This window comes from Pseudoclavibacter sp. CFCC 11306, assembly GCF_008831235.1.
GTDB lineage: Bacteria > Actinomycetota > Actinomycetes > Actinomycetales > Microbacteriaceae > Pseudoclavibacter_A.
Genome location: NZ_WBKF01000003.1, coordinates 295914 through 322270 on the forward strand (window position 1 = coordinate 295914; position 26357 = coordinate 322270).

General features: G+C 66.0%; 19 protein-coding genes. 6 read left to right on the forward strand and 13 right to left on the reverse strand.

Translation table 11 applies throughout. From position 1 onward, the window contains the following. The first annotated feature begins 118 nt into the window (after positions 1–118). Positions 119–5278, forward strand: a complete 5160-nt coding sequence (locus F8O09_RS10120) for an NAD-glutamate dehydrogenase (RefSeq protein WP_192497654.1) — start codon at positions 119–121, stop codon at positions 5276–5278. Positions 5279–5293: 15 nt separating this feature from the next. On the opposite strand, the gene trhA is transcribed toward F8O09_RS10120, so the two are convergent. After that, positions 5294–5905 (reverse strand): PAQR family membrane homeostasis protein TrhA, encoded by a 612-nt coding sequence (gene trhA, locus F8O09_RS10125; RefSeq protein WP_158032164.1) that lies wholly within the window; start codon positions 5903–5905, stop codon positions 5294–5296. Positions 5906–6240: 335 nt separating this feature from the next. Between trhA and F8O09_RS10130 the strand changes: the two genes are divergently transcribed. Further along, positions 6241–7017 carry an isoprenyl transferase gene (locus F8O09_RS10130; protein WP_158032088.1) on the forward strand — a complete coding sequence of 259 codons (777 nt, stop codon included), beginning with the start codon at positions 6241–6243 and terminating at the stop codon, positions 7015–7017. A 452-nt stretch (positions 7018–7469) separates the two neighbouring features. Here F8O09_RS10130 and F8O09_RS10135 read toward each other — a convergent pair whose 3' ends face one another. Further along, a complete protein-coding gene (locus F8O09_RS10135; protein ID WP_158032089.1) occupies positions 7470–7880 on the reverse strand; it encodes a hypothetical protein in 411 nt (136 codons plus the stop codon). Positions 7881–7933: 53 nt separating this feature from the next. Beyond that, on the reverse strand, positions 7934–8983 hold the full coding sequence (mca, locus tag F8O09_RS10140) for a mycothiol conjugate amidase Mca (protein ID WP_225732993.1): 1050 nt from the start codon (positions 8981–8983) through the stop codon (positions 7934–7936). Positions 8984–9199: 216 nt separating this feature from the next. Between mca and F8O09_RS10145 the strand changes: the two genes are divergently transcribed. Then, a complete protein-coding gene (locus F8O09_RS10145; protein ID WP_158032090.1) occupies positions 9200–9601 on the forward strand; it encodes a DUF4307 domain-containing protein in 402 nt (133 codons plus the stop codon). An 85-nt stretch (positions 9602–9686) separates the two neighbouring features. Next, positions 9687–10175, forward strand: a complete 489-nt coding sequence (gene greA / locus F8O09_RS10150) for a transcription elongation factor GreA (protein ID WP_158032091.1) — start codon at positions 9687–9689, stop codon at positions 10173–10175. Between the two features lie 2 nt (positions 10176–10177). On the opposite strand, the gene ilvA is transcribed toward greA, so the two are convergent. The 4 genes from ilvA to F8O09_RS10170 form a co-directional block, all read right to left on the reverse strand. Next, positions 10178–11422, reverse strand: a complete 1245-nt coding sequence (ilvA, locus tag F8O09_RS10155; protein WP_158055201.1) for a threonine ammonia-lyase — start codon at positions 11420–11422, stop codon at positions 10178–10180. A 177-nt stretch (positions 11423–11599) separates the two neighbouring features. Then, positions 11600–12913, reverse strand: a complete 1314-nt coding sequence (locus F8O09_RS10160; protein WP_158032093.1) for an AI-2E family transporter — start codon at positions 12911–12913, stop codon at positions 11600–11602. Positions 12914–12993: 80 nt separating this feature from the next. Beyond that, positions 12994–13557: a nitroreductase family protein gene (locus tag F8O09_RS10165; RefSeq protein WP_158055202.1), complete on the reverse strand. Its 564-nt coding sequence runs from the start codon at positions 13555–13557 to the stop codon at positions 12994–12996. A gap of 9 nt (positions 13558–13566) precedes the next feature. Continuing rightward, positions 13567–14922 carry an enterochelin esterase domain-containing protein gene (locus F8O09_RS10170; protein WP_158055203.1) on the reverse strand — a complete coding sequence of 452 codons (1356 nt, stop codon included), beginning with the start codon at positions 14920–14922 and terminating at the stop codon, positions 13567–13569. Positions 14923–15515: 593 nt separating this feature from the next. Between F8O09_RS10170 and F8O09_RS10175 the strand changes: the two genes are divergently transcribed. Both F8O09_RS10175 and F8O09_RS10180 read left to right on the forward strand, forming a co-directional pair. Then, positions 15516–16157: an isochorismatase family protein gene (locus F8O09_RS10175; protein WP_158055204.1), complete on the forward strand. Its 642-nt coding sequence runs from the start codon at positions 15516–15518 to the stop codon at positions 16155–16157. Continuing rightward, a complete protein-coding gene (locus F8O09_RS10180) occupies positions 16154–16879 on the forward strand; it encodes an SDR family oxidoreductase (protein WP_158055205.1) in 726 nt (241 codons plus the stop codon). Before F8O09_RS10175 ends, F8O09_RS10180 begins: the two co-directional genes overlap by 4 nt. A gap of 409 nt (positions 16880–17288) precedes the next feature. Here the strand turns inward: F8O09_RS10180 and F8O09_RS10185 are convergent, their stop codons facing one another. From F8O09_RS10185 to F8O09_RS10210, 6 genes are all read right to left on the reverse strand, one after another. Continuing rightward, positions 17289–18203, reverse strand: a complete 915-nt coding sequence (locus tag F8O09_RS10185) for an ABC transporter ATP-binding protein (RefSeq protein WP_158055206.1) — start codon at positions 18201–18203, stop codon at positions 17289–17291. Beyond that, the gene (locus F8O09_RS10190) at positions 18200–19396 is read right to left on the reverse strand and encodes a FecCD family ABC transporter permease (protein ID WP_225732994.1); all 1197 of its coding nucleotides are present in this window, start codon (positions 19394–19396) and stop codon (positions 18200–18202) included. The genes F8O09_RS10185 and F8O09_RS10190 overlap by 4 nt, the downstream gene beginning before the upstream one ends. Next, the gene (locus tag F8O09_RS10195) at positions 19393–20511 is read right to left on the reverse strand and encodes a FecCD family ABC transporter permease (RefSeq protein ID WP_158055207.1); all 1119 of its coding nucleotides are present in this window, start codon (positions 20509–20511) and stop codon (positions 19393–19395) included. The genes F8O09_RS10190 and F8O09_RS10195 overlap by 4 nt, the downstream gene beginning before the upstream one ends. 57 nt (positions 20512–20568) lie before the next feature. Next, on the reverse strand, positions 20569–22935 hold the full coding sequence (locus F8O09_RS10200) for a YncE family protein (RefSeq protein ID WP_158055208.1): 2367 nt from the start codon (positions 22933–22935) through the stop codon (positions 20569–20571). 218 nt (positions 22936–23153) lie between these two features. After that, positions 23154–24005, reverse strand: coding sequence for a hypothetical protein (locus F8O09_RS10205; protein WP_158055209.1), 852 nt, complete (start codon positions 24003–24005; stop codon positions 23154–23156). After that, on the reverse strand, positions 24002–26017 hold the full coding sequence (locus F8O09_RS10210) for a hypothetical protein (protein WP_192497655.1): 2016 nt from the start codon (positions 26015–26017) through the stop codon (positions 24002–24004). Before F8O09_RS10210 ends, F8O09_RS10205 begins: the two co-directional genes overlap by 4 nt. Positions 26018–26357: the final 340 nt, after the last annotated feature.

A 26357-nucleotide genomic window follows, 5' to 3' on the forward strand; every position in this document is an offset into this window, starting at 1 on the left:
GTGGCAATGGGTAGGGTGATGCATGACCGGAAGCACCGTGGCCTCCGCGTGCTCGCTGTGGCCCGGTGTCAGACTACTGAGTGATTCAGAACGATTCAGAGTGATCCAGGAGGAACACGTGAACGGCGAAGCCACGACGACCCCCACCCACTTCGACGAAGAGGCGCAGGGCACCGACACCGAAGCGCGCGACAGCGTGCTCGCCGAGGCTCGAAAGATCCTCACGCAGAGCACGTCTGACGCTCCGACGCTCGACGCCGTGAACGACCTCGCCGATCTGCTCTCCAGGTACACTCGTGCGCTCGGCGACCAGGATGTGACCTCTATCGGGGGCGCGCTGCTCGCCGAGGTCGTCCAAGACCATCTCGACCTCGCATCCACTCGCGCCCACGGGGAGTCGCTGGTGCGCTTCACCAGCCCGGCCGCTCCCGATTCAGACGGGCAGCTCAGCGGCGCGCTGCTCATCGTGACGCCAGACAAGCCGTTCATCGTCGACTCTGTGCTCGCCGAGCTCGGCCGGCAGCACATCGATGTGCACGCGGTGGTGCACCCGACGTTCGTCGTCACGCGCGACTCCGACGGCCAGGTCGTGTCGGTGATCAGCCCGCCCACGGCCACCGCCCGCACCGAGTCTTTCGTGCTGCCCCAGCCTGGCCACGAAGTCACCGTCGAATCGTGGGTCTATGTCAGCACTGAGCTGATCGCGCACGACGACGTGCGGCAGGCCCTCGTTCAGGCGATCGAGAAGGTCATGGCCGATGTGACGCTGGTCAACGACGACTGGCCGCTCATGCGAGCGCAGGCTCAGCGCATCAGCGCCGAGCTGCGAGCCGCTCCCCCGCTCGGGCTCGAAGAGAGCTCCGCACAGGCCTCGCGATTCCTCGAGTGGCTCGACGACGACAACTTTACTTTCTTCGGTTATCAGGAGTACGACCTCGTCACCGTCGACGGCAACGACGCTCTGCAGCGGGTCACCGGCACTGGGCTCGGCCTCTTCCGCCCCCGCGACGGCGCCGTGACCCCGAAGTCGGACACCGCGTCGGCCGCCCCTGCGCCGAAGCCGCTGCTGCGCAAAAACCTCGAGAAGGCCCGCGAGCGCGATGTGCTCATCATCACCAAGGCCAACTCTCGGTCGACGGTGCACCGCGATGCATTCCTCGACTACATCGGCGTCAAGCGCTTCGACGCGTTCGGCCGGGTCGACGGCGAGCGCCGCTTTCTCGGCCTGTTCACGCTGACCAGCTACACACAGTCGGTGCTGAGCATCCCGGTCGTCGCCGACAAGGTGCAGAACGTGCTCGAACGCAGCGGCTTTCGCACCGACAGCCACAACGGCCGCGATGTGCTCGCCCTGCTCGAGACATACCCCCGCGACGAGCTGTTCCAGGCCGACACAGACACGCTGCGACACAACGTGCTGATTCTGCGGCAGGTCGCCGAGCGGCGGCGCAGCTGGGTGTTCCTTCGCACCGACCCCTATGAGCGGTTCGTGACGGCACTCGTCTATCTGCCCCGCGACGCGTTCAACACGCAGGTGCGTCTGGGCATCTCAGACCTGCTTCAGCAGACCTATCACGCTGCCTATGTCGAGCACGAGTCGCGTATGTCCGACTCGGCGCTGGCGCGACTCTACTTCGTCGCACGTCTGAAACCGGGCGAGCTGCTGCCCGATGCCGACATCGATGCTCTGCACGCGCGCATCATCGGGCTCACCCGCACCTGGCACGATCAGCTCGCCGAGCTGGTGGCGAGCCGCTCGGGCCAGATCGCCGCGGCGTCCGTCGCCCGACAGCTGCGGCAGGCGTTCCCCGACAGCTATCGCGAGGCCTTCACGCCCGCTGAAGCTCTGGCAGATCTGCCGCATCTGTATGCGGTCGCATCGCCCGAGTCGGCACTGCCGGGCGCGCTGAACACGTCGCCCGCAGCCGTGACGGCGAAGCCGGCGGATGCTTCGGCCGAGACCTCGCCGACCTCCATCTTCGAGGCCGAGGGCGTCGTTCGCACACCGGCGCCGAGCGCCATCGCGCATGCCGACCGGCTCTCCCTGCGGCTGTATCGAGACGATGACGGCGAAGCGCACGTGAAAGTCTTTCACGACGAGCCGATCGCACTGTCAGAGGTGCTGCCGATCTTCACGAACCTCGGTGTCGAGGTCGTCAACGAACACCCATTCGTGGTGCAGACCGGCCCGGGCCACTCCCCGGTCTACGTGCACGACTACGGGGTGCGCGCAGCTGACACTCTTGACAGCCTCGCGGCCGACTTCGTCGAGGCGTTCGCGGCGGCCTGGCTGGGCTGGGTCGAGTCCGACCCGCTCGACCGTCTGGTCACCACCACTCGTGCGACCTGGCGTGAGGTCAGTGTACTGCGCGCCTACGTGCGCTACCTGCGGCAGATCGGGCTCGCCTACTCGACGACGTTCATCGCCAGAACCCTCGTCGACCACGCCGACATCACACTGGCTCTCGTCGAGCTGTTCGAGCAGTCGTTCGACCCGGCCGTCGGCGGCACGATCGACGAACGCCGCGAACGCGTGCTCGCCATCCAGACCGACATCGAACAGGCGCTGACGAAGATCACCAGCCTCGACATCGACACGGTGCTGCGCCGGCTCACCGAAGCGGTGATCGCCACGGTGCGCACCAGCGCGTATCAGTTTTCCGCCGACGGATCGCCCAAGCCGCAGATCACCTTCAAGATCGAGCCGCGGCGCATCAGCGGCGTGCCTCAGCCGGTGCCGCTCTTCGAGCTCTGGGTCTACTCCCCCGAGGTCGAGGGCGTGCACCTGCGTTTCGGCCAGGTCGCCCGCGGCGGTCTGCGCTGGTCCGATCGGCGCGAAGACTTTCGCACCGAGGTGCTCGGCCTGGTCAAGGCACAGGTCGTCAAGAACGCGGTCATCGTGCCTACGGGTGCCAAGGGCGGCTTCTACCCGAAGCGTCTGCCCGACCCGAGCGTCGACCGCGGCGCGTGGATGTCAGCCGGCCAAGACGCCTACCGACTGTTCATCAGCGGCATGCTCGACGTCACCGACAACCGCGACCTGGCGGCAGGCACGGTCACGCATCCAGAAGCCGTGGTCGCGTACGACCCCGACGACCCGTATCTGGTCGTCGCCGCAGACAAAGGCACCGCCCGCTTCTCAGACACCGCGAACGAGATCGCCGTCGCCTACGGGTTCTGGCTGCAGGACGCCTTCGCGTCAGGCGGCTCGCACGGCTACGACCACAAAACCATGGGCATCACCGCCCGCGGAGCCTGGACCTCGGTCGAACGGCACTTCCGCGAGCTCGGCGTCGACGTGGCGACCGACCCGTTCACCGCGGTCGGCATCGGAGACATGTCTGGCGACGTGTTCGGCAACGGGCTGCTGCGCAGCCACAGCATCCGTCTTGTCGCAGCGTTCGACCACCGCGACATCTTCCTCGACCCGCAGCCTGACGCCGAGGCGGCCTGGAACGAGCGTCTGCGCCTCTTCGAGAAGCCCGGCTCGTCGTGGGCCGACTACAGCCCCGAACTGATCAGTGAGGGCGGCGGCGTCTACTCGCGGGCGTCGAAGGCGGTGCCAATCTCGTCTGAGGTCGCCGCGGCACTGGGGCTCGACCGCGACGGCGAGGCCCCGGCCACGCTCACGCCGAACGAGCTGATCAAGGCGGTGCTGACCGCGCCGACCGATCTGCTCTACAACGGCGGCATCGGCACATACGTCAAAGCCAGCAGCGAATCAGACGCAGAGATCGGCGACCGGGCCAACGACGCGATCCGCGTCGACGGGCGCGACCTGCGCGTGCGAGTGGTCGGCGAAGGCGGCAACTTGGGGTTCAGTCAGGCCGGGCGCGTCGAGGCAGCCGAGCATGGCATCCGGCTGAACACCGACGCCATCGACAACTCGGCCGGCGTCGACACCTCAGACCGCGAAGTGAACCTCAAGATTCTGCTCGCGTCACCGCAGGCCGACGGCCACGTGCTGACCTTCGACGAGCGCAACGAGCTGCTCTCGTCGATGACCGACGAAGTCGCGCAGCTGGTGCTCACCGACAACTACCGGCAGAACCGCGCACTCGGCCTCGAGCGCGATCGTGGTGAGCTGATGCCCTCGTACCAGCGGCTGGTCGCTGCCTGGGAGGCCAGCGGTGTGCTCGATCGCGCCCTCGAGTATCTGCCAGAAGACAGCGAGTTCGATCGACGCATCGCCGCCGGTGAGGGCCTCACCTCGCCTGAGCTCGCGATCGTGCTCTCGTACGCCAAGATCACGCTGAAGCATTCGATTCTTGAGTCGAGCGTGCCTGACGAACCGTGGACAGACCAGCTGCTGCGCGAGTACTTTCCGCCCGAAGTGGTCACCCGCTACGGCGAGGCGCTCGAACGGCATCCGCTGGCGCGCGAGATCAAGGCCACGACTCTGGCCAACGACATCGTCGACCACGGTGGCGTGCAGTTCGTGTTCAGCGTGATCGAAGAGACCAGCGACGACCCGGCGCAGGTGGTGCGGGCATGGGCGGTCATTCGTGAGGCTTTCGAAGTCGACACCGTCTTCGGCGACATCGCGGCCACCGACAACGCCGTCTCGACCGAGACGCAGGACGGCATGCTGATCCGCTTCAAACGGGCACTCGGCCGCGGCGTTCGTCTGCTGCTCGAAACGCACAGCGAGCGACTCGACGTGCCGCAGCTGCGCGAGCGGTACGTGCGGCCGCTGGCCCGACTGCGCAGCGAGCTGCCGGCTCTGCATCACGGTGAGCACGAGCAGCGCACCGAGGCCGGCCTGGTCGATGCCGGGGTGCCGGCCACCGTCGCCGAGCGCAGCGCATTCGCTCTCGAAGAGGTGCATCTCATCGGTGTGGTCGACCTGGTCGACGAGGCGCAGGCTTCGCCCTCGTCGGCGGATGCCGCAGGCGGGTCCGACGCGTCGGATGCGGCACTCGAACACGCGGCAGCAGTCGAGTTCCTGGCGTTGCGCCGGTACCACCTCGAGCAGCTGCTGCAGCTGGTCAGCCGTCTGCCACGGCACGACCTGTGGCAGACGCTCGCACGCTCGTCGCTGCGCCAAGATGTCTACGGGGTGCTGCGCCAGATCACGGGCAGCGCTCTGCAGACGGTCGAGGCGTCGCAGCACGGCGACCAGCGTGACACCGCCTCAGCTCGGCTCGATGCGTGGGAGGCGCAGCATGCCGGCACCATCGACCGTGTGCGGGCGCTGGCGAACCGACTCTCCGAGGCTCCCACCGGAGATGCCTCGCCGCTCGTGGTGGCGCTGCGACTGCTGCGCACCGTGCTGTGAGCCGAGGGGCCGTGGTCACACCGTCACAAGGTAGATCGCCACGGCGTGGCAGGCGAAGGCCAGCACCGTGAACGAGTGGAACACCTCGTGGAACCCGAACACCTTCGGAAACGGATTCGGCTTCTTCAGCGCATAGACCACGGCCCCGATGCTGTACAGCAGACCGCCCACGATCACGAGGATCATCGTCGCCGGGTTCGCCCGGTAGAACGCCGGCACGTACATGACGGCGCCCCACCCCAGCAGCAGGTAGATCACCACATAGAGCCAGCGGGGCGCGCCGATCCAGAACACCCTGAAGAGGATGCCGGCGAGCGCCGCGCTCCAGACGATCAGCAGCAGCGTTCTCGCCTGCGTCGGCGGCAGCGTCATCGTGGCGAGCGGCGTGTACGTACCTGCGATCAGCAGCAGGATGTTCGAGTGGTCGATGCGTTTGAGCACCAGCTTCACTCGCGGCCCCCAGTTGAAGATGTGATAGACCGCCGAATTGCCGAAGAGCATGATCGACGAGGCCATGTAGACGGCGCAGGCCAGCTTCGGCCACAGTCCGTGCGCCAGGGTGATCAGCACGATGCCGCTGGCCAGCGCCAACGGAAAGCTCACTGCATGCAGCCACCCGCGCAGCATGGGTTTGTCGCCACGGATCTCGCGGGTGACCTCGGTGATCGGCAGGTGCGGCAGTCGAGGTTCCTCGGCCTGAACGGCACGCTCGACCTCCTGCTCAGTGCCGTTGACGGCAGCGCACTCAGCCGGCCGTGCACCGGCAGGCTCTGCTCGAATCAGGCTCTCGGCATCCGCCGCAGAGCCCTCAGCCGCGGCTCTCTCACTCGGCCTGCCCTGCGCGTCCCCCGTGCCAGCCCCCACACCCTGCCCCCGTGTCTGGTCGCTCATGGGCCACAGTTTACTCGCGAGCGGATCAGCGGCCAGCCCGCGACCGCCTGCAATTGGGTATCGTTGGGGGAGTGTCCAGTACCGCACATCGCACCCCTCTGCTGTATCGCATCTACGAGCGTCGTCTTGAGAAGCAGCTGAGGCAGCAGACTCCTCCGCAGCATGTGGCGGTGATTCTGGACGGCAACCGTCGCTGGGCGCAGAAACAGAACTCCCAGGCGGCGACCGGGCATCGCGCCGGAGCCGCCGTGATCCGAGAGTTCCTCGGGTGGTGTGACGGGCTCGGCATCGGCATCGTGACGCTGTATCTGCTGTCGACCGACAATCTCAGCCACCGCGGAACCGACGAGCTCACCCAGCTGATACAGATCATCATCGATCTCACCGACGAGATCTCGCGCTGCAGCGACTGGCGCATTCATCATGTGGGCAGCATCGACGATCTGCCGCGTGAGCTGGTCGAGGCGCTGCAGTCGGCCGAGGCGCGCACCGCCGACGCCACCGGCATGCAGGTGAATCTCGCGGTCGGCTACGGCGGTCGCCGTGAGATTGTGGATGCGGTGCGCCTGGCCGCCCGTGACTGGGAAGATCAGGGGCGGTCGCTGGCGCAGTTCGCCGCGAAGGTCAGCGAGAGCGAGATCGCGAGCCATCTCTACACGGGCAGCCAGCCCGACCCCGACCTGATTCTGCGCACCTCTGGAGAGCAGCGGCTGAGCGACTTTCTGCTCTGGCAGGCGGCGCACAGCGAGTTCTACTTCGCTGACGTGCTGTGGCCCGATTTTCGCCGGGTCGACTTCTTGCGCGCGCTGCGGGCGTATGCCCTGCGGCAGCGGCGCTTCGGCAGCTGATCGGTCGCTCTGGCGGGCGGCCTGGTTGGCTGGATGGCCGGATGGCGCCTAGGCTGCCCCGACGGTCGGAATGGTAGGAACAGTAGGAAGGGCCGGTACAGCGGGATGGCCGGCACGGCGGCGCATCCAGACGCCCCAAACGACGCTCCACAGCATCCAGACATGGAACTTGGCATGCCTCGATCGCGCTGACAGACATTTGAGACGGCTCGATGAGTCTGGCCAACACTTGTGACGGGCGGATGCAGCGGGACAGGAATCGACTGGATCGAACGCGGCCGAACAACGGGCAGCAGTCGGAGGCTTAGCCGCAGCACAATGGCAACAGCCGGGCTTTCAGTGGGCAGAGCAGCGACGAAGACCCGCCACCGCTCAACAGCCTCGCACCTGCCAACCGCACCGCCCAGTCCTGAGCGCCACAACCGCCCAGACCAAAGCCAGGTCAGACGCCCCTAGCCGCGGTTCCTGCGCTTGGCCTCGCGGCGGGCAGCACGAGCCTCGAACTTGGCATCGCGCTCGGCGATCTGCCGCTTCTTACGCTCGAACGGATCAACCGGCTCATCGTCTTCGTCGAGCCCTTCGGGGAACTCCTCTTCGACCACACCGTACTTCTCAGCCAGCTCGACCCGCGCCTCACGACGGTAGCGCATACGTCGCAGTCGCCGAACCAGGTCGAAGACCAGAAGAGCCACGAGTATGGCGATGACGAAGATCGCGAAGAAGGCGCCCGGTCCGGCGCCGATCTGCTGCTGATCCTGCTGAGGCTGGTCAGTCGGCGACGGCGAGGGGCTGGTCTCCGTCTCGGCACTCCAAGCGTCAGCGATCGGCAGAGCCGAAGTCACGGTTTCAGGCAGCACAGTCATGGTCTCTAGTCTCTCACGGTCGGGGCACGATCAATCTGTCACACTGCAGGGCCTCAGGCGCCCACGCCCCCATCGACTCCGGCAGCGGCATCGCTCGTCGCACCAGAACCTGCGCCCGCACCTGCACCCGCATCAGAACCAGCACCAGCGTCCCCGATGCCAGCACCGTCATCCACGACACCGGCAAAGAGGTCGTGCTCGGGAATCGCGGTCGGCACCCGCGAGTCGACCAGCTGGTAATCCTCGTGGGGCCACACCCGTCGTTGCAGGTCGTTGGGCAGAAAGAAGAACGGGCTGTCTGGCGCGACCTGACTCTCATGCGAGCGCAGCGCCGCATCGCGCGTCTCGAAGCACTCCCCGCACTCCACCTGGGTCGTGACCTTGAGCGGCCGTTCCCGAAACAGCTCCGCGACCTCGCCGACCCGAGCGGCGGCCGCAGCCCGCTCGTCAGCCTCAGCGGTTCGCTCGACGGCGCCATCGCCTCCCTCGCAGCCGTTCGCCCCGCTGCTGCAGGTCTCGCTGATGTCAGCGGCCATCGCCGCGTGCACCGCCTGAAAGCGCTGGTAGTTCTGGATGCGGTCGTAGTACAGCTTCTGCACCTGCCACGCCGGCCCGAGATCCGGGTGCACGGTGGCATCGGCAGCCGCGCGCAGCGCGTGCACGCTCACCTCATGGCAGCGAATGTGGTCGGGGTGCGGGTAGCCGCCGTTCTCGTCGTAGGTGATGAGCACGTGGGGGCGGATGCGACGGATCGCCCGGATGAGCGGCTGCACGGTGAGCTCGATGGGCAGAGATGCGAATGAGAGCGGCGGCACCGTCTCGCCGGGGTCAGGCAGGCCGCTGTCACGGTAGCCGAGCCAGATGTGGTCGACACCGAGGATGTCGCGGGCAGCCGCCATCTCGGTGTGGCGCAGACCGGCGATGTCGCGTTCGGCCCACGCAATGCGACGCAGGCCCGGGTTGAGCACCGAGCCGCTCTCACCGCCGGTGCAGCTGACCACCGTGACGCTGGCTCCGGCCTGCGCATAGTGTGCGAATGTGGCAGCCCCTTTGCTCGACTCGTCGTCGGGATGCGCGTGCACGGCCATCAGGCGAAGTGTCACTGGCGGGCCTCCTCAGCTGCGTTCGCGCACTGGGCGGGGCGCGCGTCCGTCGCCGGACGCATCGTCACTCGCGTGCGCAGACTCAAGTGTAATCAGAGTGGTCGGCTGCGATCGTTCCCGACGTGTCTGACCCGCATCGTTCCCGACGTGTCTGACCCGCACTGACACAGATAGACTCAAGCGGAGTGGCTGTCGAGACAAGGTGAGGGTCGGAGCATGAGTGCAGGCAACAGTGCGATGCTGCAGGAGCGCTACGGCCGGGCTCCCCGTCGGCTGAGTCGCCGCGGCTGGATCTGGCTCGGCTCGGCACTCATCGTGCTCTCGATCATTGCGCTCGCCTGGTTCTCTGCTTCGCAGCCGATGGCCTCGGTGCAGGCCAAGACGACGACGTCGGCGATCGACGATCACGGCAATGCGACCGTGCGGTTCACGCTCAACGTCGCCCCAGGCACTACGACGCGCTGTGCGGTCGACGCCCGTGGCGAAGGCCAGAGTCAGGTCGGGTGGAAGTACGTCGACGTGCCGGCAGCTGACGCGCAGAGCCGCACCATTGAGGTCACCGTGAAGACCGTACAGCCGGCCATGGCCGGTTCGGTCGACAGCTGCTGGATCGTCTGACCCGCCGTTCGCAGACTGCACGAGCGGCCACTCCCTGTCAGAGGGTGGGGGTACAATTGGCCTTTAGTCATCTGAGGAGAGTGCAATGGCTGATCAGCAAGAGGGAACCTGGCTGACGCAGGAGGCATACGACCGCCTGCACGAAGAGCTCGACCATCTGCGCGGCCCCTGGCGCCGCGACATCGCGAAGCGCATCGAAGAGGCGCGCGAAGAGGGCGACCTTCGAGAGAACGGCGGCTATCATGCTGCGAAAGACGAGCAGGGCAAGTTCGAGGGGCGCATTCGCGAGCTCGAGGCGCTGCTGCACAACGCGCAGGTCGGCACCGTCGAGGTAGAAGACGGCCGCGCCGCTCGGGGAACCGTCGTCACAGCCAACGTCGCCGGTCGCGAGCTGCGCTTTCTGCTCGGCAACCGTGAGATCGCCAGCGGCGACATCAAGGTCTTCAGCGAAGCGAGCCCCCTGGGCGGCGCCGTTGTGAATCACAAGGCCGGCGAGACCGTCTCGTACGAGGCTCCCAACGGCAAGACCATGCAGGTCGAGATCGTCTCGGTCGAGACCTACTCAGGCGAGTAGGCTCACCGCACGATCTGCGGATCGTACCCGATCTCGCGCAGACTGTTGAGCACCTGCTGCAGGTGCTCCTCACCCTTCGTCTCGACCGAGATCTGCAGTTCGACCGCACCGATGTCGAAGCCCTTGCCGTGCCGCGTGTGCAGCACTTCGACCACATTCGCATCCTGGCCGGCCACGTGCTCCGAAATGATCTGCAGCTGCCCCGGCCGGTCAGGCAGCATCACTGAGATGGTGGCGTAGCGCGACAGCTCGACCAGACCGTACTGGATGATCTGCTGCAGCAGCAGCGGGTCGATGTTGCCACCCGATGCGATCGCGACGGTCGTGCCGGCGCTGTGCACCTTGCCCGCGAGAATCGCCGCGGGGGCAGCCGCACCCGCCGGCTCGACGACGAGCTTCGCACGCTCGAGCATCAGCACGATGGCCCGCGCGATCTCTTCATCGCGCACCGTCACGATCTCGTCGACGAGATCGCGGATGATCTCGAAGTTCAACGTTCCCGGGCGGCCGACCGCGATGCCGTCAGCGATGCTCGGATGCACCGGTACGGTCACGGGGTGCCCCGCCTCGAGCGAGGGCAGATACGAGCTGGCGCGGTCTGACTGCACCCCCACCACACGGATGCGATGGCCAAGCAGCTGCGCCTTCTGCTTCACCGCTGCGGCGACGCCCGAGATGAGGCCTCCCCCACCGATCGGCACGACGACGGTCTCGACGTCGGGCTGCTGGTCGAGAATCTCGAGCCCGATCGTTCCGGCGCCGGCGATCACTCTCGGGTCGTCGTACGGCGGGATGAACGTGGCACCGGTCTCGGCGCTGAACGCCTTGGCCGCAGCCAGGGTGCGGTCGAAGATGTCGCCTTCGAGCACCACTTCGGCTCCGTAGCGCCGGGTGGCCTGCAGCTTGGGCAGCGCCACACCGATCGGCATGAAGATCGTCGCTTTGATGCCCAGCTCACGAGCCGCCATCGCGACGCCCTGCGCGTGGTTGCCCGCCGAAGCTGCGACGACTCCGTGGGCACGTTCTTCGTCAGTCAGCGAGAGCAGCTTGGTGTACGCCCCGCGCACTTTGTAGGCTCCGGTGCGCTGCAGGTTCTCGCATTTGATGAACACCTCGTGACCGAGCTCGGCGCCCAAAGCCTTCGACCGCTCGATCGGAGTGATCTTGGCAATCTGCGAGACGTTGGCGCGTGCTCGTTCAATCTCTTGCAGCGAAGGTGCCGCGGCGAGTCCTGTTGGTGTGGTCATGTGAAGTTCTTCTGCTTTCGTGCGATTTCACCGGTCACACGCGGCACCGTGTGCAGATGGGCTGAACCATGCATGCAATGCTGCGACGTTCCCAGAATACCGGCCGGTCGGTTCGAAGGCAGGCGCAGCAGCCGACTGCGTCTGCAAGGAGGCTTGGTGCGGGCTGGCGCAGGGCGCTCAGCCCTTGGTAATTCTCGGCCCGTCGCCGTTCTCGTCTTCGGGCCCGTCTTCGTTCGAGGTGCCCGCATCGTGGGCGTCTGCAGCGACGGATGCCCCATCGCTGAGCCCGTTGGCTACGGCCGCTGCGACCACGGCTGCGTCTTTCTTCGCCGCATGCGGACCGGTGAACGACGACCTGCCAGAGTTGTCATCGATGGTCAGCTGCACGCCCTGGGCGAAGAGATCGGTCTCCCAGTCACGGTCGCCGAAGTAGTTGACGATGCGGTTCGTCACCGCGACGAAGGGAACCGCGAAGAGCGCACCGGGAATGCCGGCGAGCATCGTGCCGATGGCCACAGAGAGCACCACGCCGAGCGGGTGCACCTTGACCGCATTGCCCATGATCAGCGGCTGCATCACGTGGCTCTCGAGCTGCTGCACCGCGATGACGACAGCGAGCATGATGAACGCGATGATCCATCCCTTGTAGACCAAGGCCACGACGCAGACCAGAATGCCCGAGACGATCGCGCCGACGAAGGGCACGAACGATCCCATGAACACCAGAATCGACAGTGGCACCACCATGGGCAGACCAAGGATCGCGGCACCGATGCCGATGCCGACCGCGTCGCAGGCGGCCACCAGAATCTGCACGCGCACATAGCTCGACAGCGTGCGCCAGCCCGCGTGGCCGGCCCCAGAGACCGCCGCGCGCACCCGCGTCGGCACCAGGCGCATGGCCCAGAAGAAGATGGTTCGCCCATCGGCGAGAAAGAAGATCAGCGAGAAGAGCACGAGCAGCACGCCGGTGGCGATGTGCCCGGCAGTGGTGCCCACCGAGAGCGCGCCACTGACGATCGCGTGGCTGTCCTGCTGCGCCGAATGCCACAGCCCGCCGAGGTAGCTGTTGATGTCGTCTTCGGTGATGTGCAGCGGCGAGTCGAGCAGGAAGGTCTTGAGTTCGCGGTAGGCGTTCTCTGAGTGCTCTATCAGCCCGTTCAGGCCGCGGCTGAGCTGGGTGGCGATCGTCCAGAACAGCCCGGCGACGATGGCCAGGAAGCCGAGTTCGACCAGTGCCACCGCAAGCCAGAGATGCATGCCGTGCCGGCGCAGCCAGAGCACGAGCGGACGCAGCAGTGAGGCGAAGAGCACGGCGACCACCACGGGGATCACCACGAGTCTGATCTGCACGACCGTCCAGACGATCAGTGCGACAGCCGCCACGATGATGATCACCCGCCAGCTCCAGCCGGCGGCGATGCGCACGCCCAGGGGCACGAACTCGCTCTCGCGATCCGACGACCGGTCTCGACCTGAGTCTGCTGACATGCTCAGTATTCTAGTCGTGCGCGCAGACACCACCGTGCCACACGCGACCCTTCACAGCGCAGTGACATGCCACGCGGCCGTCAGCCGCGCAGCGAGGTGAGCGAGGCATCCGGCAGCGAACGTTTGCGGGCGACTTTGGGACGATCGGTCATCTCACCGACATAGAGCCACCCAAGCAGCTGTTCGTGCTTACCCAAGCCATGGAACTCACGCACGGCAGCCTCTTCGACGACGCGCCCGGTGCGCCAGAAAGAACCCCACCCTTCGGTCTGCAGCAGCAGCTGCAGCCCGTGCACGACCTCGACGGCCACCGCGAGCTGCTCCCACTGCGGCACCTTGTAGTACTTGTCAGCACGGTAGCTGCCGACCACCGCGATCAGCAGGGGCGCACGCAGCGGCTTCGTGCTCGGGCGCTTGTCACCGTGAGCCTCGCTCATCGCAGCACCCAGCAGGGAGCGCTCGTCGCCGCGCAGCGTGATCATGCGCCACGGACGCAGCCCGGAGTGATCGGCAGCATTGCCTGCCGATTTCAGATACTGGCGCAGCTGCTTGTCGCTGGGTGCCCGCTCGCCCACGCGTGGCTGCGATGCCCGCGCGCGCAGAGTCTTTGCCAGCCGCTTGCCGTCTTTGGTTCGAAAGCTCATGCTCTCAGCCTAGCGGCGAACATGCACCGGGTCGTCGCCGAACTGATGCTCGATCGCGGTGGCCAGAGTGCGACGCCACCATGCGTAATCATGGCCGCCGTTCACTTCGGTGAGCGTGACGTCCACGCCCGCTTCGCTCAGCTGAGCCGCCAGCGCGCGCGTCGGTTCGAGCAGCACCCACTCCTGCAGGCCCACCTGCAGGTCGATGCGCGCACCCACCGGCGGCCGGGCGGCGGCCTCGAGCGCGACATCCGGCTGCCACAGCGCGGCAGACTGGCTGATCGCGCCGCCGAACACGTCGGGACGCCGCACCACGGCAGCGATCGCGGCGAGACCGCCCAGGCTCTGGCCGGCGACGACGGTGCGGTGAGGGTCCCAGCTCAGAGCCGCACCCCAGTGCTCGACCACCCACGGGCGCAGGCGGTCTGCGAGCCAGTCGACGATACCGCCGTGCTCGTCGAGCTCGTCCCAGCGGCGTTCGCGGTCGGCGCTGTCGACGAAGACGGCCAGCAGCGGAGGGATCACTCCCTCGGCGATCATGTTGTCGAGGATGGTCGGCAGCGGTTGCACGCCCGCCCAGACGTCGCCGTCGAGCACGATGAGCAGGGGCAGCTGCTGGCCGGCGAGCATCGCCTGGGCGCCGGCGTCGGCGAGCGCCTGATGTGTGCGGCCAGGCTTCGCCACTTCGAGCGCGCTGGGCTCGTAGACCCAGAGGCGACGGTCGTCCGGGCCGAGGTGCTCGGCCAGCGTGCCCTCGGGAACGTCGTCGCGAGGCGCCCGCCATTCTTCGGACGGCGCGTGCCGCAGCGCCACGACCGACATGCGCACCCCAGCCCGGTTCGTGATCTGGCGCAGGTTGCGCGGGTCGGGCAGCCCGTGGTCGAGCACCTCGCGGATGCCGCGCTGATCAAGCCCCTGCCACGGGACCGGTGCCCCCGGCAGCGCGATCTGGTAGCTGTACGAGGCAATCCAGTCGCGTCGCATGAGATAGCTGAGGTGCCACAGGTCGGTACCGGGGATGCGATGCATCAGCGACCGGTCGAGATCGGTCTCGTCGGTGATGCGGTTGATGAAGAGCAGCACCTGCTCGGCCGCGGCGTCATGCAGAACGAAAGTGACGATGCGGTGATCGGGATCGTCTGGGGCGTCGGGATGCTCGGGAGTGGCGGGCAGATGCTCGAACACCGGGCTCACCGGGTGCTCGGCCCGAAACTCGTCGGCGAGCGTCTGCGGCGTGCGTATGCCGTCAGGATGCCGGAGCAGGTCAGCGATGCGGGCTTCGAGCCCGGCGATCAACGGGCTGGTGGTCAGCGGTGCCGGTTCTGGGCGGCGAGTCTTCGGCGGATGCCGCCTGGCAGGGCTCATCTTCAGCTCCCCTGTTGGTTCGGCGACGCTCTTCACTGCGCATTCACCCGTTGTTTGCTCACCCGCTCATTCTGGCACGGTGGTCGGGCTCTGGCCATGCGCAGATGCACCTCGCAGTGTGCAACCGCATGCAACCGGACTCGGCCGGGCTCAACGGGACTCGGCCGCGCTCAACCGCTCACAGCCCCCATCCGCCCCGACTCCCCCACGCCGGGCAGCCACCTGCCCCCAATCGACCCGCTCCTGGCATCCAGCCGCCCCAAATGCTGCACCACAGCATCCAGACATGGAACTTGGCATGTCTCGACGCCCACAAACGACATTTCCCATGCCTCGATCCCGGGAGACGACTTTTCCGTGCCCTCGATCCTCAGACGCGGCTCGCAGCCGGGATACCGTTCGCGAAAGTACAGAACCTGTGCCCATCACTCGCTAACACCCGCACGTTCTGCACACTCGACGGCTGCTCAACACGTTCTGCACACTCGCAGCCCACAGCGCAGACGCCCAACCCGAGGCAGGTGCCCGCAGCACGAATGTCGACTAAGGTGAGCCTGTCCAATATTTCCCACACGAGAGGCGACCGAGATCGCATGTTGGATGCCATCGTCGACTACGTACCACCGTGCCCGACCGAACTTCCCTCAAACCGGGTGAGCTGGAACATCGATCCGGCACGCGCCATGCTGCTCGTGCACGACATGCAGCAGCATTTCCTGTCGTCCTACCCACCCGAGTCGGCCGCTCTCAACACTGCCGTCGATAACATCGTCCGGCTGCGCGACATAGCCGTCGCCCACGGCGTGCCGGTGGTCTACAGCGCTCAGCCTCCAGCGCAGGATGCTCAACGTCGCGCCCTGCTGACCGACTTCTGGGGCCCTGGCCTGCAGACCGACGACGAAGCTCGCCTCATCGATTCCCTCGGCTCAGTCGACGAGGCCCAAATCATGACAAAGTGGCGCTACGACGCATTCGAACGCACCGACCTCACCGACCGGCTGCAGCGCACCGGCCGAGACCAGCTGATCGTCGTCGGGGTCTATGCACACATCGGCTGCCTCGCCACCGCGTTGTCTGCCTTCATGAAAGACATCCAGCCGTTCCTCATCGGCGACGCCCTCGCCGACTTCTCCGCCGCGCACCACCAGCAGGCACTCGCCTACGCCGCCGAACGCTGCGCCCGGGTCGTCGACGCTGACACCGCAGCCGCCGAGCTGAGCTGTGGCACAGAATGACTCGCCACGCCCTCATCACCGGCGCCGCGGGAGGCATCGGCACAGCCGTCGTCCGTCGCCTGCACGACGACGGCATTCGAGTGACCGGCACCGACTCGGTCGCACCGACATCGCCGGTCGACGGCGTGCGCTATCTGAACGGGGACATCCGCCAGCCAGACGAGATCGCCCGCGTCGTCGACGAGGCGCAGCACCAGAACGGCCGCGTCGACGTGCTGGTGAACTGCGCTGGTGTCTTCGCACACGGCCCCGCGATCGAGACCGACATCGAGACGTGGAACCGGCTCTTCGAAATCAACGCCCGGGCACCGTTCCTGTTCGCCAAGGCGGTCGCCGGGCCGATGATCGAGCACCGCAGCGGAGTGATCATCACGATCGCGTCGAATTCGGCGGTCGTTCCGCGCGCCGACATGGCTGCCTACGCTGCTTCGAAGGCTGCGGCCAGCCAGGTCACGCGGTCGCTCGGGCTCGAGCTGGGGCCGCATGGCATTCGCTGCAACGTCGTCGCACCGGGCACGACGCGCACGCCGATGATCGGCGATCTGCAGAATCCGGCTCAGATCGTCGCCGGGGTGCCTGATGCGTTCAAGGCCGGAATCCCCCTGGGACGCATCGCCGAGCCCATCGACATCGCCGCAGCAGTGGCTTTTCTCGTCTCGGATGAGGCCCGCCACATCACCTTGCAAGAGCTGATCGTCGACGGCGGCGCAAGCCAGCGCTGACGGATCGCGGGGGCGATCGCCGGCGGGGTCGCAGTCGGTGTCCGAGTCGCGTGCAGTTAGTGGGGCAGTCGGTGGGGGCAGTCGGTGGGGGCAGTCGGTGGGCAGTCGGTGGGCAGTCGGGTCGGGCGGCGGATGCTCGGGTGCCTCCCAGCGCAGAGCGTCCGTCCGTCTCATAGCCGCACCACAGCGTCCAGCCGCCCCAAATGTCCCACGTCCGCCGTCCCACCATCCAGAGTCCAGCTGCCCAGTCGCCCCAAATGTCGGCCCCGAGCATCCAGACATGGAACTTGGCATGTCTCGATCGTCTGGAGCGACAAAACCCATGTCTCGATCGGAAAGGACCAGCACTCCCCATGACCCGATCAGCAGAAGCCCTCAGCCAGTTCTTCGGCAGTGAACCGGCCGCCCCCTACTCCCCGGCCGGCTCGTCAGACTCCTCGATGCGCGGCACCACAAGGGGCGTACCGCTGATCGGGTCTTCGATGATCGCGTTGGGCAGCCCGAACACCTCTTCGATCAGCTCCGACGTCACGATCTCTTGGGGCGCCCCGTGTGTCACCACGATGCCGCCCTTCATCACGATCAGATGCGTCGCGTACCGAAACGCCAGGTTCAGCTCGTGCAGCACCGCCACGACCGTGCGACCGCTGCGGTGCAGCCGACGAGCCAGGTTCAGCACCTCGACCTGGTGAGCGATGTCCAGGTACGTGGTCGGCTCGTCGAGCAGCAGCAGCGGCGTCTGCTGCGCCAGCGCCATCGCGATCCACACCCGCTGCCGCTGGCCGCCCGAGAGCTGGTCGATCGTGCGGTCGGCCAGGTCAGATACGTTCGCCGCGGCCATCGCCTCGATGACGGCGCGCTCGTCGGCAGGCGTCCACTGCTTCAGCAGGTTCTGATGCGGAAACCGCCCCCGCGCCACCAGATCAGACACGATGATGCCCTCCGGCGCAATCGGGTTCTGCGGCAGCAGCCCGAGCCGTCGGGCGACCTCCTTCGGCGCATAGTCCGTGATCTGCTGCTCGTCGAGCCACACCGATCCGGTGCGCGGCGGCAGCATCCGCGCCATCGACTTCAGCAGCGTCGACTTGCCGCACGCGTTCGGCCCGACGATGACCGTGAGCTCCCCCTCGGGAATCTCGACGGAAACCTCATGCAGAATCTCGCGCCCGGTCTTCGCATTGCCGTATCCGGTGACGAGCCTCTCAGTGCGCAGCCGCGACGTTGCGGCGGATGCTCCACTCGCCTGCGCCGCTGGGGTCGGGCCCGCCTGTGCCGCTGCGGTCACGCCCGTTTGGGACGCTGCGTGTTCGGTGGATGCGCTCATACGCGTTTCCTCCATTCCATGGCCAGCAGGATAACCAGATAGATGCCGCCGAGGGATCCCGTGACCACGCCGACCGCCAACTCGTTCGGCGCGAAGATGCGCCGGGCGATCAGGTCTGACACCAGCACCAAGAACGCGCCCATGAGCCCTGCGCCGATCAGCCCGACACCGGGCGTGCGAGTGATGCGCCGCACAAGGTGCGGCGCGGCGAGCGCTACGAACGAGATCGGGCCGGCGGCCGCGACGGCCACGGCCATCAGCGCCACACCGACGACGACCATCACCAGACGCGAGCGCTCGACCCGCACGCCGAGCCCGATCGCAAGCGGGTCGCCCAGCGGCATCAGCGTCATCGCACGAAACTGGCTCCACGCCGCAGGCAGCAGCAGCACGAGCGCGACCGCGATCATGCCGGACTGCGGCCACAGCGAAGCATTCAGCGACCCGGCCATCCACTGCTGGGCCTTCTGGGCTGCGGCGAGATCGGCCTTCACGATGAGCAGCGAATTGATCGCGGCAAGCACCGCGCCCACACCGATTCCCACCAGCACGAGGCGGTAGCCGGCGACTCCGCCGCGCCACGAGAGCCCGTACACGATGGCTGCCGTGATCAGGCCGCCGCCGATCGCCCCCGCCGCCACGATCGGGGTCGAGCCGCCGAAGAACATGATCGCCAGAATCGCGCCGGTGGCCGAGCCACGGGTGAACCCGATGATGTCGGGCGAACCGAGCGGGTTGCCGCTGAGCACTTGGAAGATCGCGCCCGAGGTGCCGAGCGCCATGCCGACCAGAATGCCGCTGACCACGCGCGGCAGGCGCACCTGGTTCACGAAGTAGGGCACCAGCGGGTCATCGAACCGCTGCGTGCCGAAGATCGCGCCGAACACGTCGCCGACCGAGATGTCGTAGTCGCCGAGCAGCACGCTGACGGTGCCGACGGTCAGAATCGCGATGACCAGAATCAGATAGACGATCGCGCCTCGGCGTTCGAAGCGCAGCGTGATCGGGCCGAGGCTCCAGTGCGAGTGCGCCTGGCGCAGGCTGGCCCTGACCTGCTGCTCCTGTTCGGGCGTCGGCGTGATCAGCGACAGGTGTGCGGCGGATGCCATGTCACGCTGGCTGGGCACCTTCGCCTGGCTGGGCACCTTCGGCTGGGGGCCGCGATCGGCGGGTTTCACGGGTGTCTGGCTCATAGTGCTGCGATCTTCTTTCTGCGCACGATGAGCACGAAGATCGGGGCGCCGATCAGTGAGGCGATGATGCCGACCTGCACTTCGTCCGGCCGAACCAGCAGACGCGAGACGACATCCGCCGTCAGCAGCCAGACCGGGCCCAGCATCGCGCTGAACACGGTCACCCACCGCTGATCGGTGCCCACCAGCCAGCGCGCGAGAAACGGCACGGCGAGGCCGACGAAGCCGATCGGGCCGACGGCGGCCGTGGCGGCTCCGGCGAGCAGGGTGACGGCGATCATGGTGAACACGCGGGTGCTCTTGACCCGCACGCCGAGCGCCTTGCCGGTCTCGTCGCCGAGGGCGAGGGCGTTGAGCGAGGGCGACAGCAGCAGCGCGATGATCAGCCCGACGACGATGAACGGCAACACGAGCACGAGCACATCCCAGCCGCGGCCTTCCAACGACCCGGCGACCCAGAAGCGAAACTCGTTGAAGGCCACCTGGTTGCCGAGGATGACGGCCTCGGTGAGTGCCTGCAGTGCCGCGCTGATCGCGACGCCGGCCAGAGCGAGGCGCACCGGGGTCGCAGACGAGCGCCCGCTGGCACCCAGCGCGTAGACCGCGGCCGAGGCGACGGCGGCGCCGGCGAAGGCGAACCACAGGTAGAAGCTGATGCCGCTGATGCCGGTCAGCGCGACGGCGAGCACGACGGCGAACGAGGCGCCCGCATTGACACCGAGGATGCCGGGGTCGGCGAGCGGGTTGCGCGTGAGTGACTGCATGAGGGCTCCTGCCACGCCGAGCGCGACGCCGACGATGAGACCCATCGCAGTGCGCGGAATGCGCAGCTCCTGCAGCACGACCGAGTTCTGGCTGCCGTCTGGGGCGAGCAGCAGACGCCAGGTCTCGCCAAGCGGAATGTCTTTCGACCCGAGTGAGAGGCTCAGCAGCACGGCGAGCGCCAAGGCGACGAGCACACCCGCAAGGGCGGCGACTCTGACGGCGCCTGGGCGATGGATCTCTTTGGGGCCTGGTCTGTGATCAGTCGTCGCGCTCGGCTTCGACGGGGAGCCAGACCCGGGAGTGCCCGCGCCAGGGGCGCGGGCACTCGATGTGGGTGCGACTTGGGTCATGGTTGGATGTTACCTTGCCAAGCCGTGCAAACATCTGACCAGTCGGCAGACATACTCTCAGCCATGCCGGCGAAGGCGACGCTGAGCGACCAGGATGGCCCCTGCAGCGATGACAGCTGCGCCACCTGCGATGAGGAGCCCCTCATCGAGACCGGTGCGAGCCAGTTTGCCCTCACTGCCGTTCGCCTGCGCGGCGTTGCTGTTGTCACCAGCGTTGCCGCTCTGATTGAGGTCAGCGTGGTTCGTGTCATTAGCGGGTGTCTTGGCGTCAGGCTTCGTGTCATTGTCGCCTGTGCCCGCTCCGTTGTCGTGTTCCTTGTCGTCGTCCTTCTTCACGGGGAAGCCGGTCGGATCGATGCGGAAGATCTGGTTGTTCTCGTCTGCCTTGTTGACCGCGTACGCGACGCCGTCAGGAGTGACGGTCACATCGTTGGGGTACTGTCCCGCATCGAGGTTGCCGACACGCTCCAACGAGTCGGCATCGATGACGCTCACGGTGCCACCGGTGCGGTTGGCCGAGTAGACGAAGCGATGCACCGGATCGAAGAAGAGATTGAGTGCGCCGCCACCAGTCGGAATGCTTTTGACGACCTTGCCGCTGACCGTGTCGACGACGGTGACGTCGCTGTTGCCCTGAGCCGCGATGAACAACTGCTTCTTGACCGGGTCGAAGGCGGTGCCTGACGCACTGGACAGCTCTCCAAGTTGATAGTAGGTCGCCTTGTTGCCGTTGCGGGTCTCAACCTTCGCTGCACGACCGCCTGAGAGCGAGGTCGTGTAAAGATCACCGGTCGCCTCGTCGAAGTCGAAGCTCATAACCCCAGTGAACGGTTCCTCCTCGGTTCCAAGAGCGATCGTGTCGACATATTTGTTCTCATTGAGATCGAAGACCCCGATCGTGTTCGACAGTGACGACCCCACATACGCTTTGTGACTTGTCTCGTCCACAGCGACGTCTCGAGCATGATTGAGCTCTGGACCTCCCTGAACGTAGACCGGCGCCTTCGTCAGGTCATCAGCGTCGTAGACGACGATGCCATTACCGCTGGTCGCACTGGCGACGACTTTCCGCGCTGAGTTGTCGATGCCGATGCCGAAGACCTGGATGTCCGCACCCTCTGCGGTCTTTGCAGCCGGGCCGGTCTGCAGCACTGCGAGCGTCTTCGGATCGATCTTGGCGACGCCGGTCTGTTTGCCCCACTGTGTGAACGTGGCGAACAGGCTGCCGGTCTTCTTGTCGTCCACCAACTGGTACAGTCCCTGCGGTCCAGTCGCATGCGTGACAGTGAATTTGTCTGCGTTGATCTCGGCGTTGTTGGGCGTGACCTTCTGCCCAAGGTCGACACTCAGGTTCTTCTCGCCCACCCGATACGCGACCCTGATGTCCTGGCCCACAGGAGCATCCGCAGGAATCGTGAACGAGATCTTCGCACGATTGTCGGCGCCTGCGACAGCAGTCTGGTCAGTGCCCAGCCAGTTTGCGCCGTCGGGCCCGATTCCGGTCACCTTCGCCCCCTGAGGCAGGTTGCCAAAGGTGATATCGCCCTGAGCACCCTGACTCGGCGTGTTGAATGAGCTGTCTACCGTGGACGGCACAGCGGTGAAGGGGATGTCGTACGTGCTGTTATCGAGCGAGTTCGTGATGGTGAGCACATGCTCTGAGCCTGCCAGAGCCGCCCCGGCGTCGAGCAGCACACGATGGTTGAAGTCGCCTGCATCGTTGTCCGGGCCGATCACGTCGGTGGGTTTGCTGTTGAGCATCCACGTACCGGGAACCTTCTTGCCGTCCAACTGCGCTGTAAGCTTCGAATCCTTCGGCAGCTTCTTGCCGAAGACCCAAACGCTGACCTTGTTGTCTGCAACGAGAACCTCGTCAAGGTACATTGTGGCCTCTGTCGCCTGCGGCTCGGCGGTGAAGGTCGCCTTCGGATTCATCGAAGACCCACCGCCGTTGCCGCCGAGGATCTGCACGGTGTAGCTGCCGGCTTTCAGCGATGGAACGACCAGATCAAATGCGAAGTTCCCGTTGGCATCGGGCAGGTACTTCGCGTCCGAGATCTTGAGGAAGCCACTGGCATCCCATGTGCCGGCTTCCTGGTTCGGCAGCACGACGCCCGTTCCGCCGGTGAGCAGTTTGACGGCGAACCACTGACGAGGGTTGCCTTCTGGGTCTGGAGCGACCCCTGTGCCAGTGACGTGAATGGTCGCGCCGTCAAGACCCACGCTGGTCTTGTCGAGCGTGATCTGTGGCGTGGCCGCGACTTCTGCAGCAGCAGCCGCCGGGCCGAAGGATGCTCCGCTCACGGGAGCGGCATTGGCGATCAGCCCGCCTCCGGCCGTCAAGGTGAGAGCGAGAAGCGCCCCTGCGCCGGTGATCGCGGCACTTCGTCGAACGGTTCGGTTCTGCGTAGTGTTCTTTGACATCATTCCCGACTTCTATGAGTTAGTGCAGCCTAATTATCAGCCGCTGAACGATGAGACTCTACGCCTCGAGCCCTGACTGCGCCAGAGCGAAATTCGCGTTGCAGATGGGTTGCGATATGTGCACAGACAGAGCTCTCCACAAGCTTGACGCTCTCGACGTGAACCACGTGTCTGTTGGGCCGTACGGTCCGCTATAGACGGTGAGCCCCCCACTGCTCTCATTCAGGCCGTTTCGACCTCACCGGCCAGACGAGAACCGCGATGACTCCCGCTGCGACCAGCAGCAGCGTCACGGCGAAGACGACCGTGCCAGCCCACGGAAAGCCGGGCTTGGAGAATGCCGTGTGATCTGCCGACTGTGCCGCCTCACTGCTGTCTGCAGCAGCCGAGGAATCCACGCTGCTGCTTCCGCCGTTGGAGGCCCCGCCCGCGATCGGCAGCTCGTCGTCGGTCACCGATTTGGCGGCCTGAGCCGGGTCTGGAGCCGGCACCATCAATACGGCCCCGTCGCCGACGGTCTTCTGCTGCTCGACCTGCTGGGTCATGGCCGACCCGCCGCCTTCGACCGTCGCGCTTCCTCCCTGTGCCGACGAAGCGCTCTTGGGAACGACTTTGAACTCGCTGTTTCCACGGTTGGAGGTCGCAGGTGTGTCTGTCAGAAAACGCAGCCAATAAGAGCCAGCGGTGAGATCATTCGGGATCACGATCGTTCCGCTGGCCCGCCCGCTGGCGTCACTCTGCACGCGGGTCACGACGCACGACCCATAGCGAACACCCTGGCCGCAGTATTGGCCGTCAGCGATCTTGACACTGATCTGACGGTTCGCGGGGAACCCGGTCACAGTGAATGAGAGAGGCTCCCCAGCGCTCACCGAGCGAGAGCTGACCGTAGAACTCGTACCCGGACTGTCTGGGCTCGCCCCCGCCGGAGGCAGAGCGGATGCAATCGAAGAGGCGCCGAAGGTCAACGCAAGCGTCGCGGCCGCCGCAGCCAGCATCCGCCGGCCGATGCGCACCCAGCTGCGTGCCGGGTCGCGGTTCGTTTGGGTCTCATCGCTGTTGTGCCTCATGCCGACCTCCTGCTGCGTGCGATGCCGAGAATCGTGGTCGCCGCGAGCCCCAGGGCCAACGTTCCGAAGGCTGCGATAAGCAGCGGGCCGTTCCAGTTCGTGGGGGTGACCAGCCCTGCAACCGGCTTTGTGTTCTCGAAGCTCTTGCGGCTGCTCTCTCCTGGCAGGTTGCCGTCGACCCAGCCGACGAGTTCTCCCTGCTGCCCGACGAAGCTGAACTTGTGGTCTCCCGGCTCAAGATCGACGATGTCGAACCGCACCTTCTTCTCTGCGTCGAGCTGCAGCCAGTCCACTCCCTGTGGGCCGGGCCATGTGTGCAGATACACCCAGTCACCAGGTTCGAGACTGTTGAACGTGGTCGTCAGAACCGTGCCGTCCTGTTCAACTTCGACGTCGCCACGGTTGAGATCGGTCAGGTCGTCTTCGGCCAGCACCGGAGCCGCCGGGGTGATCAACGGGCGTTGCCCCGCCGCGGCTTCGCCGATGCTCACGAGGCTGTTGCCTGACGCCTTCAGCGTGAGGTTGCTGTTGCCGGTGCTCCCTGACGCCTGCTGCACGACGACCGTATCGGACGCGCCGCCATCCTGCGGCTGCGGGCGCGGGTCGGGCGAATCTGTGCCGATGCCGAATTCGAGTTTGACGGAACGGCCGCGATCGCCGCTGCGTGAGCTACCGGTCAGCAGGGTGACCTCGTGTGATTCACCGGTCTTCCACTCGCTGCCGGCGGCTGCGAGCGTGGAAGAGTTCGCCCGGGTCGGAATCGGAACATCGACGACGAAATCACCGTTGTCATCGGCTTTGAAGTAACTGAAGATGTTGCTGACGGTGCCACCGCCGCTGCAGGTATTGGAAGAGTCCGTCTTGGGCGGATTCGATGGCTCAACCTTGCCGTCCTCGAACTTCACAGCGAAGCATGAGCCAAGGTCTCCGTCCGCAGTCTTCCACCCCCGCCCCTCTAAGTGGAGTCGGCCTTGCTCGGCTACGGCTTTGACCATGCAGAGTTTCAGCTGGGGCTCCGCTGCGGTCGTCACGTCTTGGGTTCGGCAGTTCCAACCTTCTTCTCTGATTCCTCCGGATACTCCGTTCGAGCCGCCACCGGTCGCCAGAATCAACGGTGCGATGTTCTGCGCTATCCCTTCGTCATTGGTCGCTGTCACCCGGTAGAGATCGCCGTTCTGATCGGGTGACATTCTCCCAGGGAGGTTCGCAGTCAGGGCCCCTCGTTGCGAATCCGGGCCTTGAATCCTCTGCCACGTGACGCCAGAATCGTGCGAACGCTCCCACACCACGCTGGGGATCGGCGACGCATCAAGGTTCACCTCAGTCTCGAACTTTCCATCGCCTTTGTCGGCCACGGTCTGCGGCTGCATCCGTTGGGTGAAGACGGGTGCTTGCGCACGTTCCACAGCGAACGGCTGGGACGCAGCTTCTTCTCCATCTGTCTTGGCTGTCAGAAGATAGCTGCCCGAGGCCAGCCCCTTGGGAATTGTCACAGCGACGGTTGCAGCGCCATCTGACGAGAGCACCGTCTTCGCGACGTCTGCTGCGGTCAGCGGCCAAGACTGCCCGTTGGGCCTGTCTTCTTGGAGGACGAGGGCGGCCGTCTGCCCTGCAGATTTCGTGAATCCGCTGAGCTCAAACGTCGCACTGTAGCCGCTGGTGATGGTACTCCCAGGTTCGGGCGCGACGGAGGGGCTGGACGTGTCGGGTTTGGGCCCGACCAGGAACTTCGCGTACTGGCTGACTCCCTCGCCACCGTCACCGGAACCGCCCAAGACGCGCACCCAGTGCACACCATCTGAGAGACTCGGGCTGAGCCTGAGCTCAACGGACATGTCACCGTTCGCATTGGGCAGGTATCGGGTATCGGTGACTGTCACACCACCCTGATCGATTTTGCCGTTCGGCTGTTCGGCAGCCAAACGCGTGTGATCATCATCATTGACGTCGTCGATCTTGAAGGTGAGTTGCCCCGTTCCTTCAGGGCGCTGAGCCATTCCCTGACCGGTCACAGTGATCGCATCGCCCGGGCTGACCTTGCGACAGTTGGAAACCGCGATAGAGCCCTGGTCCTGTCCGTTTGGTCTCGGGGTGCCCTGCGTTGTCAGATCCTCGCAGCGATCATCCTGCGCTGCAGCGCTATCGGACACTGCTCGAATGGTCTGCAGCGATTCCGCTGGAGATCCGCTGCCAAGGATTTGCACGCTCCCACCGTCAGTCTCTCCTGACGCTCCCGTCGCAGCCGAAGCCGGCATTGCGCCGAGCGCACCAAGCGCCAACAGGCCAGCTGCGGCGAATGCGGTGAGGTTGCGAACGGCGGTGAATGATCGGTCGAGCACGCTCACGTCGTGT